The organism is Paenibacillus sp. FSL E2-0178 (assembly GCF_038593005.1).
GTDB classification, from domain to species: domain Bacteria; phylum Bacillota; class Bacilli; order Paenibacillales; family Paenibacillaceae; genus Paenibacillus_AQ; species Paenibacillus_AQ phytohabitans.
Window position 1 is genome coordinate 2,311,577 of record NZ_CP151953.1, and the last position, 13,977, is coordinate 2,325,553.

Genomic DNA, 13,977 nt, shown 5'->3' on the forward strand with positions numbered 1-13,977 from the left:
AGGAGGTTCATTATGTCAGAAATCAAAGCTTGCCTGTTCGATCTGGACGGTGTACTCGTCGACACCGCCAGATACCACTATATTGCCTGGAGAGAGCTGGCGGAGGAGCTCGGATTCGTCTTCACCGAACACGATAATGAGCGGCTCAAAGGCGTCAGCCGGGCCGCTTCCCTGAATATCCTGCTGGAGATCGGCGGTATCACGCTTGGAGAAGAGGAGAAGGCCCGGCTGGCCGAGCAGAAGAACAACCGCTATGTCGAATACATCGCCAAGATGGACAGCTCAGAGATTCTGCCCGGCGCGCTGGACTTCCTGAAGGAATGCCGGGAACATGGCATCAAGGTAGCCCTGGGCTCCGCCAGCAAAAATGCGATGACCATCCTGAACAATACCGGCTTGACCCCCTACTTCGATGCGATCATTGACGGCACGCACACCAGCGCAGCCAAACCTGATCCGGAGGTCTTCCTGCTGGGAGCACAGGCAGTCAACATCACTCCTGAACACTGCGTAGTCTTCGAGGATGCCGAAGCCGGCATCCTGGCCGCCACCCGTGCCGGCATGCGCAGCGTCGGCATCGGTTCGCCCGAGACGCTGGGCGCAGCGAATCTGGTGGTCCCTTCGCTGCAGCAGATCAGCGTTGACGCACTCCGGGAATCTTTTGCTGCCATTTGACGAATATTAACAGCTGCTGCGTAATATGATCCCTTGTCTTCTGCCCTACTCTTTATAAAAGAACTGAAAATGGTCATTAAAATTATGGGGATGAAGCCGCGGAGCGGAAGTTTGGAACTGTAGGAGCGTTAGCGTCCGCCTTTATAATCAGATTTCATCAGCTGAATATCGCTTACTAATAGAGAAATCTGATTATAACAGCGGCCGGAAGTCCAAACATTCCGCGCAGTGGCGACGGAGGCACCGTAATTTTAGTACAACAGGTTTAGTTCATTTTATATACCTCATTCCCCCACCTAAAAGGAGCCAATAACAATGAAACAATACCTCAAAATTGATGAATGGTCCATCATCGAAGAATCCTTTGATCCGCAGACCCAGGAAATTTCCGAAAGCGTATTTAGCATCGGAAACGGGTACATGGGCGGCAGAGCCAACTTCGAAGAACAATACAGCGGGCACAGCCTGCAAGGCAGCTACATGGCTGGTGTATACTACCCTGACAAGACACGGGTCGGCTGGTGGAAAAACGGCTATCCGGAGTATTTTGCCAAAGTCCTCAACAGCACCAACTGGATCGGCATCAACGTTGAAGTTGACGGCATTCCGCTCGATTTGGCAGCCTGCACAGTCAGCGAATTCCGCCGTGTACTTAATATGAAGGAAGGCACTCTCTCCCGCAGCTTCACAGCCACGACCGCAGACGGCAAAGAAGTGAAAGTGGAGAGCATCCGCATCGTCAGCATGGTCCGCCATGAGATTGGCGCGATCCGCTACTCCATCCAGCCGCTCAATTTCTCCGGTGAGATTACCGTGACTCCTTATCTGGATGGCGATATCAAGAACAAGGATTCCAACTACGACGAGAAGTTCTGGAACGAGGTCGAGAAGAAAGCGGAACCGGCGGGCGGACACCTCACCCTGAAGACCAAAAAGCTTGATTTTCACGTAACCTCAGCCTATGTCTATGACATTCTGGTCAACGGCGAACCAACAGCCGCAGAAGCAGAATCTATCGAGCAGGAGAAATATGTAGGCAGCAAAGTAACAGTTCCGGTACAGTCCGGCGATCAGGTGGTTATTTATAAGTATGCCGCCAATGTCACCTCCCGCAATTACGGGCTGGGACAGCTGGTGGACGCCGCACGGACCGCCTTGCAGAGTGCGCGTGAAGCCGGATTTGTAGCGCTTTTGACCGAACAGGCTGCGGCTTGGGGCGATAAGTGGAAGGAAAGCGACATTATTATTGAGGGTGACGTGTCGGCGCAGCAGGCAATCCGGTTTAATATTTTCCAGCTGAATCAGACGTACACGGGCGAAGATGACCGTCTCAATATCGGACCGAAGGGCTTCACTGGTGAAAAATACGGCGGCAGCACCTACTGGGATACGGAAGCTTATTGTGTGCCTTTCTATCTGAGTACCGCCGACTCCTCGATTGCCCGCAATCTGCTGATCTACCGTTACAAGCATCTGGAGAAAGCCAAAGAGAATGCCCAGAAGCTCGGTTACAAAAAAGGCGCACTCTACCCGATGGTGACGATGAACGGTGAGGAGTGTCATAACGAGTGGGAGATTACGTTTGAAGAAATCCACCGCAACGGCGCAATTGCTTATGCGATTTATAATTATGTGAACTATACCGGCGACAAGGCTTATCTCGGCCAATACGGGCTTGAGGTGCTGGTGGAGATCTCCCGCTTCTGGGAAGAACGCGTGCACTATGTGCCGCATAAGGACAAATATGTAATGCTCGGTGTAACCGGCCCGAATGAATACGAGAACAATGTCAACAATAACTGGTATACGAACCGGATTGCCGCCTGGACCATGGAATATACCCTGGAAGCGTTGGCGTACCTGCAAGAGAATGAAGGCACGCGTTATGCAGAGCTGGCCGACAAGCTGGAGCTGCTGGAGAGCGAAACGGCGCAGTGGAACGAGATTATCGCCAAAATGTACTACCCGGCCGACGAAGAACGCGGCATCTTCCTGCAACAGGACGGCTTCCTCGACAAGGAGATTATCCAGGTGAAGGATGTGCTGCCGGAAAACCTGCCGCTCAACCAGAAATGGTCCTGGGACCGCATTCTGCGCTCCTGCTTCATCAAACAGGCGGATGTGCTGCAAGGGCTCTACTTCCTGGGCGACCGCTATGATCTGGATACCAAAAAGCGCAACTTCGACTTCTATGAGCCGATCACCGTGCACGAGTCCTCCCTCTCCCCTTGTATCCATGCCATTCTGGCCTGCGAGCTGGGCTACAAAGAGAAGGCGTATGAGATGTATCTGCGCACTTCACGGCTGGATCTCGATAATTACAATAATGATACGGAAGACGGCTGCCATACGACCAGCATGGCGGGTACATGGATGTCAATCGTACATGGCTTCGGCGGACTCCGGGTGCTGGGCGACCGGCTGACCCTGAACCCTTCCAACCCGGGACACTGGACCTCTTATTCATTCAAAATTATGTTCCGCGGCTCCCGTCTGAAGGTCACAGTTACCGATGTACAGGTTACGGTTAGTAATGAAACCGATGTTCCGGCATCCCTCACGATTCATGGCAAGGAGTATACGGTGAACGGGCTGAGCAGTGTGACTGCTGACGGTTCTTCGGTAACTGTGTAGTCTCTGTCTCCCCCGCCCCGGAGGCATTAAGCTTCTTCGGGGCTTTTTTTATAAGTTGAACTTGTGAAGACAATAAAAAAGATGAAAGTAACGGAGGGGAATTTCGGAACTGTAGGAGCGGTAGCGTCCGCCTTTGTCACCGGATTTCTACCGCGATCAGCGGTTTAATCAGGAAATCTGGGGACAACAGCGGCCGGAAGTCCGAAAATCACCGCAGTAACGGCCAACATCAGCATTGGAGTATCTCTAGGTCAAATTCTAAATAAAATCTCAAAGGAGCCCACCCAAATGAATAGAGCCTTTTGGAAAGAAGCCGTAGTCTATCAGATCTATCCCCGCAGCTTCCAGGACAGCAATGGAGACGGAATCGGGGACCTGCAGGGAATCATCTCCCGGCTGGATTATCTCCAGAAGCTGGGCGTTGATGTCGTCTGGCTGTCGCCGGTCTACAAATCACCGAACGATGACAATGGTTATGATATCAGCAACTACGAGGATATTATGGATGAATTCGGTACGCTGCAGGACTGGGAGGAGCTGTTGGCCGGACTGCATGCACGCGGCATCAAGCTGATGATGGATCTCGTGATTAACCACTCCTCGGACGAGCATGCCTGGTTCGCGGAATCCCGCTCCTCCAAGGATAACCCCTACCGCGATTATTATATCTGGCGTCCCGGCGGACCGGATGGCACGCTGCCGAACAACTGGAGCTCCATCTTCAGCGGACCGGCCTGGGAGAAGGATGAGGCGACGGGCGAATACTATCTGCATCTGTTCTCGCGCAAACAGCCGGATCTCAACTGGGAGAATCCGGAGCTGCGGGAAGCCCTCTACAAAATGATTGCTTTTTGGCTGGACAAAGGTGTAGACGGGCTGCGGATGGATGTCATCAACATGATCTCCAAAGTAGAAGGGCTCCCTCCCGCACACCATGAGGGCCTGGCTCCCGGTGAGCTGGCCGGTGGCGGAGAATATTATATGAATGGACCGCGGGTTCATGAGTATCTCCAGGAAATGAACCGTGAAGTCCTCTCCAAGTATGATGTAATGACCGTCGGCGAAACGCCGGGGGCAACTGTCGAAGACGCCATTCTCTATACTGACGAAGACCGGCATGAGCTGCAAATGGTGTTCCAGTTCGAGCATATGGATGTCGACTCCGGCCCGGGCGGCAAGTGGAATGTGGTTCCGTGGACACTGAAGGGGCTGCGCGATATTTTGCACAAATGGCAGGTAGGCTTGGCGGACAAAGGCTGGAACAGCCTCTATCTCAATAACCACGATCAGCCGCGGATGGTCTCCCGGTTCGGGGATGACGGCAAATACCGTGTGATTTCGGCCAAAATGCTGGCTACCCTGCTGCACACGCTCAAAGGTACACCTTATATCTACCAGGGTGAGGAAATCGGCATGACCAACGTGAAATTCCCTGTGCTGGAGGACTACAAGGATATAGAGATTCTCAATATGTACCGGGAAAAGGTTACGGAAGGCGGCGCAGATCATGACACGGTTCTTCAGTCGATTCACACCAAAGGCCGCGATAACGCCCGTACCCCCATGCAATGGGACGCCTCAACGAATGCCGGTTTCACCGCTGGTTCACCTTGGCTCAAGCTCAATCCGCGCTACACAGAGATCAATGTGGAACAGGCGCTGGCCGATCCTGACTCGGTATTCTACTATTATCAGCAGCTGATTAGCCTGCGTAAGCAGCATCTGATCATGGTGTATGGTGAATATGAGCTGCTTTTGCCGGAGCATGAATATATCTACGCGTACACCCGGACACTGGACGGTGAGAAATGGCTGGTGCTGCTCAACTTCTGTGACACGCCGCAGACTGTAGAGCTGCCTGACGAGCTGAACGCCGTAACCGAAACGATTATCGGGAACTACCCGGAGGAGCCGGCGCCCATGGACCGCAGTACGCTGCGTCCGTATGAAGCGAGAGTCTGCCGGTTAGGCTAGCTTTTGCCGGAAGCTGACAAACCCCTTGAAATATGACATCATAGGATCATAGACTGTAGGCCGTTGACTGTACCCTGTCTCAGATGAGCAGAGAATAACAGGACCGGCCCGTAGGCCGCGTGATACTATGAACTTAAAGGGAGATGGCAAACTTGGAATGGCTGATCCGAATGAAGAATGCGCTGGATTATATGGAGAGCAGAATGACCGGACCGCTGCGCATCGAAGAGATTGCCGCAGTGGCGTATGTCTCCCCTTTCCACTTCCAGCGCATGTTCAGCATGCTGACCGGCGTCACCGTAGCAGACTATATCCGCAAACGCAGATTGACTCTGGCCGCTCAAGAGCTGGCCATTTCAAACATCCGGGTGCTGGATGTCGCACTGAAATACGGATATGACTCCCCGGAGTCATTCGCCAAAGCGTTCCGCAAAGCGCATGGGCTCACCCCCTCCGCCGCGCGGGAACCCGGGGTACAGCTTAAAGCATTCCCCCGCCTCTCTTTCCATCTGTCATTGAAGGGAGATCAGGAAATGGATTACAAAATCGTGAATAAAGAAGCTTTTACCGTTATCGGCAAATCAATGGAGGTTACCTGCAAGGACGGGGAGAATTTCCGCAGAATTCCGCAGTTCTGGAATGAATGCAATGAAGACGGCACATCAGATAAGCTGGTTGAGTTCGGCTTACGTGAAGAATGGCTCGGCATCTGTATGAATATGAATATGGAGACGGAAATGCTGTCCTACTGGATCGGTGTTGAAGCAGACGCGTCCACTGACCCGCAGGCGTATGAGACTGCAGTGGTTCCGGCTGCGACCTGGGCGGTATTCAAATCTGTAGGAGCTATGCCTGATGCGATTCAAGGGGTCTGGCAGCGCATTTTCCAGGAATGGTTCCCGGGAACGGGCTACGAGCATACAGGCGGACCCGAATTCGAGCTGTATCCGCCAGGCGATACTACGGCCGGGGATTATGTCTGCGAAATATGGATTCCTGTAATGAAAAAATAATTGTTCAGGCTATACCGGAAACGGCTTCACTGTCCGCAAGGATGGTGAGGCCTTTTTTGCATATGAAGGGACTCAGGCTGAAGGCAGCTGAAGAAGCGGCATACCTGCCAGCCTCACAAGCTAGCATTTTTTATTTTGAGATTCCACGCAGGCTTGGTATAATAAACAGATTATAGGGTCTTAGTATAGTGTACTGTCATCCAAGATTGGTGAAGGAGATATTCATGTCTATCGTAAAAATCTTTTCAGACAGCACTTCCGATTTGCCGCAAGGCTGGAAGGAAACGTATGATATCGGCATTGTCCCGTTATATGTAGTATTTGAAGACGGCACCTTCAAGGATGGTGTAGAGATTACACCCGAAGAAGTGTACCGCCGTGTCGCCGCAAATGGTGCATTGCCCAAGACGGCAGCCCCTTCCCCGGCTGATTTCATTGCCGCTTTTCAGCCGGTCGTGAGCGCTGGCGGAGATATCGTCTATATCAGTCTTTCTTCTTCTTTATCCTCTACATATCAGAATGCCCTGCTGGCCGCAGGCGAGTTCCCTGAAGGCCGGGTACATGTTGTGGATTCCCAGACGTTATGCGGCGGGATCGCATTGCTGGTCATGAAAGCCGCCCGCGCCGCAGCAAAAGGCCACAGTGCGGCCGACATCGCAGCTATGATCGAAACCTCCCGTGAGCGGGTGAAATCCGAGTTTGTCGTCGATACGCTGGATTACTTATATATGGGCGGACGCTGCTCAGGCATGCAGAACTTTATCGGCAGCCTGCTGAAGATCCGGCCTGTACTGCGGCTGGTGGACGGGGCGATTGTACCCGTTGCCAGAATCCGCGGCAAGAAGGAAAAAGCTGTAGAACAGATGCTTCAGCACGCACTTGCGAATGCAGCCGATATGGACAAGGAGCTGCTCATTGTTGCCCATACCCTGGCAGAAGAGGATGCCCGGTATCTGGAGAAGGCATTGCGCGAGCAGACAGGTGTGGATGAAATTGCAGTCATTCACGCCGGCTGCGTGATCGGCAGCCACTGCGGACCTGCTACAGTTGGTCTCATGTATATGCACTAGAATGATCAGGCTTTACCTTAGACGAATCCGATCTCTGCAGCTTATGCAGATAGGGGTTCGTTTTTTTTATTGTTGCATAGCAAACAAAGTATAGTAAAATCAGAAAGCGGCATTTTCCAATTTTATCAAGATCAAGGAGGCGTAATATGCAGGAGCAGATGGCACGAACGAATAAGATAGCCTGGGAAACGAAAGCATATCAGGCCTGGATACAGCACCATGGATCACCTGAGGAGCTTGCCGCGCGATTGAAGCAGGATCCTAGGCACCCGTTGCGGCATTGGCTGAAGTACATAGGCAACCCGGCAGGATTGAAGGTGCTGAACCTGCTCGGCTCTCACGGGATGAAGGCGACTTGTCTGGCTTTGCTGGGTGCTGAGGTGACTGTCGTGGATATATCCGAAGAGAACCGGCTGTATGCCAGAGAAGTAGCGGCAGCGGCGGGTGTTAAGCTGAACTACATCTGTGCAGATGTCTTAAATATCCCCGGTGAGGAAGCTCTGGGAAGCTTCGACGTTGTCCTGATGGAGTTCGGGATTTTGCATTACTTTACGGATTTAAATGCTATTTTTTCTGTGGTCAGCAGAAGGTTAACGGCAAACGGCCGGCTCATGCTGACGGATTTTCACCCGTTCGCCAGGGCATGGATGACAACCCGGAATCTTCAGCATCCTACGGGTAATTATTTTGACGATACACTCAAGGAAGGTGAGGTTGCCTTTGCCAAGCTGCTTCCCGAAGAGGAACGGTCCGGATTAGCACAAGTGGTGACGCGGGGCTGGACTGTGGGCGATATTATCACTTCAGTAGCCTCTCAGGGGCTATATATCCGTACCTTTGAAGAAATCAGGAGTCCAGGGGACCCGAGATTCCCTGAATTCTACACGCTGATTGCGGATCATATTGAGGGGCAGCTGAACCCGCTGTATCCTGGAACATCAGGCTAGCAAGCAGTCTCACAGAAGTGACAGGATCAGCTGGTGAAGGAAATACTTATAAGATTGCTATATAGATTGAACTTAAAAATATACGGATAGGGAAAAGTGGCGGAGGAGAATTTTGGAACTGTAGGAGCGATAGCGTCCGCCTTTGTCTGCGGATTTCCACCGTGAATAACGGTACAAATCAAGAAATCTGTAGACAACAGCGGCCGGAGGGCCAAACATTCTTTGGAGTCACGGCAATCCCATAATAGAAAAAATACAAGTTCAATCTATATAGAAAGCGGCCGCAAACAGAAACAGCAAGTCTCCTCCCGGAGGCTTGCTGTTTGTTAGGTTAAGCCTGTTCAACTCCCGCTTCCGCCTCAACCTCTTCCTTCACAAAAGGAAGCATGAACCGGAAGATCGACCCCCGGTTCTCTTCGCTCTCCACGAAGATCGTTCCGCCCATCAGCTCTACCAGCTGCTTGCAGATCGCCAGGCCTAGTCCGGTGCCGCCATATTTACGGTTAATGAACGGATGAAGCTGGGAGAAGGACTGGAACAGCAGGTTCAGCTTGCTGTCAGCAATACCTACACCGGTATCACGGACAGAGAACTCCAGCAGGTATTCCGGCGAGGCCGGCAGCGGAATATTCTTCACCGACAGAGTCACGCTGCCCTGATCGGTGAATTTCAGCGCGTTGCCGACCAGATTGACGATAATCTGCCGCAAGCGGCTGGGATCGGTCGTGACAATATCCGGCACGCTGGTATCCGCCCACCAGCGCAGGGCGAGCTTCTTCTCCTCCGCCTTGGGAGTGAACAGATCAATGATGCCCTCCAGCATCTCACGCAGATCAAATCTCTCCGATTGCAGCGGCATTTTGCCGGCTTCCATCTTGCTGAAATCGAGAATATCATTGAGGATCTGCAGCAGACTGTAGCTGCTGCTGCGCAGAATCTCGGCATAGCTGCGCTGCTCTTCCTCCAGGTTGGTTTCCAGCAGCAGATCAGCCATCCCGATCATGCCGTTCATCGGGGTGCGGATCTCATGGCTCATCATCGCCAGGAAATCAGACTTGGCCTGTGCAGCCTGCTCAGCCGATTCCTTGGCCCGGAGAATCTCCCGTTCGTTCGTAATATCACTGAAGGAGACGACCACACCGCAGATCATGCCTTTATCCAGCAGCGGGGCAATCCGGTAGTTCACGAAGAAGCTGGTCCCGTCCTTGCGCCAGAAGATTTCATCCGCCTTGCTGCGGGTAACGCCATCTTGAATGGTGAGCCGGATGGGACATTCCAGCGGTGAATGCCGGGCTGCACTCCCGCGGATATAGTGAATCATTTCCATCATCGGCAGTCCGGCCAGCTCTGATGGCTCATAGCCCAGCATTTCGGCCCCTTCACGGTTGATGAAGATCGTCCGGCCCAGCGTGTCCAGTCCGAAGATTCCCGCCGAGACGGAATTGAGAATCAGACTAAGCCGTCTATCCTCCGCCATCTCAAAAATAAACTCTGAAACCGGCAGTTCCTCCTCTGTCAGCAATTCCTCGTCCGTCAGGGGAGGGAAGTCCGCGCCCTCAAGTCCAATGCGTTCAGCACTGGCAGATTCCTGTCTGCTCATGCTTTCCCAGCTTTGCAGCAGCAGAGAGAGCGGCCGGTTCCCGGTATCATGAACGATGGCAAATACACCGGCAATGCCTTCATCTGTATGAAGCGGTACATACCTTACAGAAACAGCATTGTCACCGGAATTCCCTGCTTGTGCTCCGCTTTCTTCTTCCGCTTCCACCATTAACCCGAAGCTGGATGTAATACCGGCCAGAGCAGATGCGAAATAGCCCTCACCGGGAGGATGCATCCGGCATTCGATCAGCCTGGCTGCGTCCTCTGCACTTAAGGTCCGGTTGCTGTCGGCATAACGCCCCTGTCTGTCCAGCACGATAATGAGATCCGGATGATGATCGAACAACGCTCTATAAGCACTTTCTTCAGAAAGTGCCCGGCCCAGGATAGAAGCCCAATCTTTATGCATGGCCCACCTCCTCTGCTGCTTCAATCCTGCTATATTATAGGACCATAGATTGCGGAAAAACTCTGATTATGTAGAAATCTCTGAATTATTTACTATTATAACAAAAAAACCGCTATTGGTCGCCACAAAAACGCCGGATTAGAGCGCTTGTTCAACTAAACAGAAACAATGCCGCCCCTGAAGGGACGGCATTCATCTCATACAATCACAGCGGCTCAGCCTTGCCCGTCAGGCAACATCCTGATGCTCGATATTCCGGATCGACAGATACGCGATTCCCCCACCGACCAGTGCCAGAGAGAGTGAAATCCAGATCAGATTGCCCATCCGGAAGCTCCCGTTTCCGAAGCCGGATGAGATCAGCATGACAATCAGGACGGCGGAGACAATGGTAGCCGGTACTGATTTGCGGCGCATCCCGAAGTATAACGGAATCAGGGCAATGCCTGCCGCATAGAGCGCATCCGTTCCGGCCTGCAGCAGGTTTGCGGTGATCAGATCCTGTGATACAGTACCCTGAATCACGTCAGACATGAAATAATCAATGCCGGTGAGGATACTGCTGATTGCAATATCAGACAGGAAGATGCTCAGGAAGGTGAACAGAAAGACGATAATCAGCTTCGCAGCCAGCAGCATTTTGCGGGGAACCGGATACATGAACAGCACAGTGATCGTATTATTCTTGTACTCGTCGATTACCAGCTTGCTTAGCAATACGGAGGCGAAGATGATATAGGTTGCTTTTACAATAACGAACACACCATCAAACAAATCAGGATACGTGCTGAATTCCCCTTCGTTAAGCGATGTAAAGGCGATAAGAACCATGAAACCCAGAATGGCCAAATCTGCTATCAGCACACTTTTGAGAAAATTGAATTTGTTCTTGCGCAGCTCCAATCGAATCAGCTTAAGCAATGCCAGCACCTCCCATCAGTTCTACAAAATGATCTTCCAGCGAATGATGCTTCTTGCTCATACTCTCCAGCTCCACATCTGCTTCTGCCAGGGCCTTGCTCAGCTCCAGCTGCGGAATATCATCATAGATCCGGATGGTGCGCGGATCGAGCACCTTGTAATTGGTTAAGCCCAGCTTATGCTCCAGGATATAGACGGTCTTGGTGCACTCGCCTGTAATCAGTTCAATGTACTGCGTATGCTGGTTACGGATCGTATCCATCGCCAATTGCTCCACCAGCACGCCTTCGCGGATCACGCCGATCGTGTCGGCAATCTGTTCGATCTCGCCCAGAATATGACTGGAGATTAGCAGGGTCATGCCGTATTCCCGGCTCAGCATGCGGAACACCTCGCGCAGCTCCTTGATGCCGAGCGGGTCCAGCCCGTTGATCGGTTCATCCAGAATGAGCAGCTCCGGCTTGGTCATCACCGCTCTGGCAATGCCCAGCCGCTGCTTCATCCCCAGGGAGAATTGCTTCACCGGTTTCTTGTCCACTGCACTCAGCTTCACCAGCTCCAGCGCTTCCTCCATCGCTTTGACATCATAATATCCCATGTATTCACCATGCAGCGCCAGGTTCTCGCGGGCACTCAGCTTGTCGTAGAAGACCGGATATTCAATGATGCTGCCCATGCGCTTCAGCATTTCATAAGAGCGGTGGGTCATTTTGTCGCCGAAAAATTCAATCTCGCCCGCCGTCGGCTTCACCAGATTCGTAATCATTTTCATCACCGTCGTTTTGCCGGCGCCGTTGGGTCCCAGGAACCCGTAAATTTCACCCTGCTTAATCTCCATATTCACGCTGCGTACGATTTCCTTCTCCTCATAGACCTTGGTTAAATCCCATGTCCGGAGTATCGTTGTCATGTCCGTTATCCCCTTTGACTTCTTCTTTGTCTTCCTGGTATTTATTCTACAGGGCGGAGTTTGCTTTTTTATTACTTGAATCTTACGAAATTCTTAAGCAGCGTAAGGATACGCGGACCGCCCCGCCAGAACCGGAATTATTTCAGAAGGTCAGCCGCTGAAAAGAAAGCGTAAATGCCGTCCGGACATACGGCTTGCTGCTTAAGGAAATACGGCCGTTCATCTGCTCGGTGAGCCGCTTGGTGATGGTCAGCCCCAGGCCGCTGCCCTGGTAGTCGCGGTTGCGCGAATCCTCCAGGGTATAGAGCCGCTCGAACACCTTGTCCTCATGGCCTTCGGCAATGCCTTTGCCCCGGTCCCACACTTCTATACACACCTGACCGGCATCGCTGTACAGCTTCAGCCCCAGGGCCCCTCCGGCATCACCGTAGGCAATAGCATTCGACAACAGATTGGACAACACCCGGTCCAGCGCATCATCGTTGCCCATCATATAGAGCGGCTCATCCGGTATCTCGATCTGCACCTCAGCACCTTTGGCACTGAGAATATCGTAGAAAGCAAGAATATTCCTGCGGCAGACCTCGCCCAGCTCCACACGTGACAGCGGGATATCCCGGTCCCCTGACTCCAGCTTGGCCAGATCAAAGAAACGGTTCATCAGCGTAATGACTTCCCCCGCTTTGGCATGAATGGTGCGCAGAATACGTTCCTGCTCCTCCATAGGCATGTCTTTATCATGCAGCAGGGTCTCAATATACCCCAGCACCACCGTCAGCGGGGTCTTCAGGTCATGGGAGATGTTAGCCAGCATACTGCGCATAGACTTCTCCAGCCTGGCCCGTTCTACAGCTCCCTTATGATTGACATCCAGCAGGCGGTTCAGATCGGTCAGCAGGATTTGCAGCTCCGGACTGCTGCTCATCAGAAGCAGCCGTTCATGTGAGCCGCGCTCCACAATACTCTCCAGCTTGGTATGAATATATTTCAACTGGCGTGCATGCTGCCGCGAATGCATTACTTGCAGGATAAGGACCAGCAGAAGCAGCGCAATGATGATAATGAACAAGGCTGTCATTGCTGCATATCTCCGAGCTTATAGCCGATGCCCCACAGCGTTTTGATATATTCCGGATGGGAAGGATCGTCCTCAATCTTCTCGCGCAGTCTGCGCATATGTACATTAATTACATTCTCATCCCCGAAGTAGTCATCCTCCCAGACCAGACTGTAAATCTGCGCCTTGGTGAATACCCGCCCGGGGCTGCTGACAAACAGCTTCAGGATATGGAATTCCTTGGCGGTCAGCTTCACTTCTTCCCCGTTCTTCTGCGCCGAGAAGTTATCCAGATCGACCGTTAGACCGCGCAGTGTAATCACCTTCGATGCCGGCTGCGGCTCCTCCCCGGCAGACGCCTGACTGCCGGCGGCAGCCTGGCTCCCTTGCGCTGCGTACCCGGCCCGGCGGATCGCCGCCTTCACCCGCGCTGCCAGCTCAATCATCGAGAACGGCTTGGTGATATAATCATCTGCGCCGAAGCCAAGCCCCAGCGCCTTATCTACATCACTGTCCTTCGCTGACATAATCAGCACCGGCACAAGGCTCCCGCTGCGGATCATCTGCAGCACATCCGTGCCGCTGCGCTTCGGCAGCATCAGATCCAGCAGTACCAGATCATATGACGGACCGCCCAGAAACTTCTTCACCGCCGCCTCCCCGTCAAATGCCGTCTCCACCTCGTAGCCCTCTTTAGTCAAATATGAACCTACCATTTCGCTGATTGCCTCATCGTCCTCAATCAGCAGCACCCGCTGCAGCATA

Annotated in this window: 11 protein-coding genes; 6 read left to right on the forward strand and 5 right to left on the reverse strand. The window is 52.7% G+C overall.

Features of this window, described 5'->3' with window-relative positions; genetic code table 11:
* Window positions 1–12: 12 nt before the first annotated feature.
* From pgmB to MHI42_RS10365, 6 genes are all read left to right on the forward strand, one after another.
* Window positions 13–675: a beta-phosphoglucomutase gene (gene pgmB, locus MHI42_RS10340; protein WP_342423703.1), complete on the forward strand. Its 663-nt coding sequence runs from the start codon at window positions 13–15 to the stop codon at window positions 673–675.
* 315 nt (window positions 676–990) lie between these two features.
* Complete coding sequence (locus MHI42_RS10345; RefSeq protein ID WP_342423704.1) at window positions 991–3,309, forward strand: glycoside hydrolase family 65 protein; 2,319 nt, start codon at window positions 991–993, stop codon at window positions 3,307–3,309.
* A gap of 288 nt (window positions 3,310–3,597) precedes the next feature.
* Window positions 3,598–5,283 carry an alpha-glucosidase gene (locus tag MHI42_RS10350; protein WP_342423705.1) on the forward strand — a complete coding sequence of 562 codons (1,686 nt, stop codon included), beginning with the start codon at window positions 3,598–3,600 and terminating at the stop codon, window positions 5,281–5,283.
* Window positions 5,284–5,435: 152 nt separating this feature from the next.
* Entirely contained in the window at window positions 5,436–6,296 is an 861-nt protein-coding gene (locus MHI42_RS10355) for an AraC family transcriptional regulator (protein ID WP_340988223.1), read from the forward strand.
* A 224-nt stretch (window positions 6,297–6,520) separates the two neighbouring features.
* Window positions 6,521–7,366: a DegV family protein gene (locus MHI42_RS10360; RefSeq protein ID WP_171718965.1), complete on the forward strand. Its 846-nt coding sequence runs from the start codon at window positions 6,521–6,523 to the stop codon at window positions 7,364–7,366.
* Window positions 7,367–7,512: 146 nt separating this feature from the next.
* A complete protein-coding gene (locus MHI42_RS10365) occupies window positions 7,513–8,313 on the forward strand; it encodes a methyltransferase domain-containing protein (protein ID WP_342423706.1) in 801 nt (266 codons plus the stop codon).
* A gap of 331 nt (window positions 8,314–8,644) precedes the next feature.
* On the opposite strand, the gene MHI42_RS10370 is transcribed toward MHI42_RS10365, so the two are convergent.
* From MHI42_RS10370 to MHI42_RS10390, 5 genes are all read right to left on the reverse strand, one after another.
* Window positions 8,645–10,324, reverse strand: a complete 1,680-nt coding sequence (locus MHI42_RS10370; protein ID WP_342423707.1) for an ATP-binding protein — start codon at window positions 10,322–10,324, stop codon at window positions 8,645–8,647.
* 228 nt (window positions 10,325–10,552) lie between these two features.
* Window positions 10,553–11,245: an ABC transporter permease gene (locus MHI42_RS10375; RefSeq protein WP_342423708.1), complete on the reverse strand. Its 693-nt coding sequence runs from the start codon at window positions 11,243–11,245 to the stop codon at window positions 10,553–10,555.
* Window positions 11,238–12,155 (reverse strand): ABC transporter ATP-binding protein, encoded by a 918-nt coding sequence (locus tag MHI42_RS10380; protein WP_342423709.1) that lies wholly within the window; start codon window positions 12,153–12,155, stop codon window positions 11,238–11,240. The genes MHI42_RS10375 and MHI42_RS10380 overlap by 8 nt, the downstream gene beginning before the upstream one ends.
* Before the next feature lie 142 nt (window positions 12,156–12,297).
* Window positions 12,298–13,233, reverse strand: coding sequence for a sensor histidine kinase (locus tag MHI42_RS10385; RefSeq protein ID WP_342423710.1), 936 nt, complete (start codon window positions 13,231–13,233; stop codon window positions 12,298–12,300).
* Entirely contained in the window at window positions 13,230–13,973 is a 744-nt protein-coding gene (locus MHI42_RS10390) for a response regulator transcription factor (protein WP_342424715.1), read from the reverse strand. The genes MHI42_RS10385 and MHI42_RS10390 overlap by 4 nt, the downstream gene beginning before the upstream one ends.
* Between the last annotated feature and the right edge of the window lie 4 nt (window positions 13,974–13,977).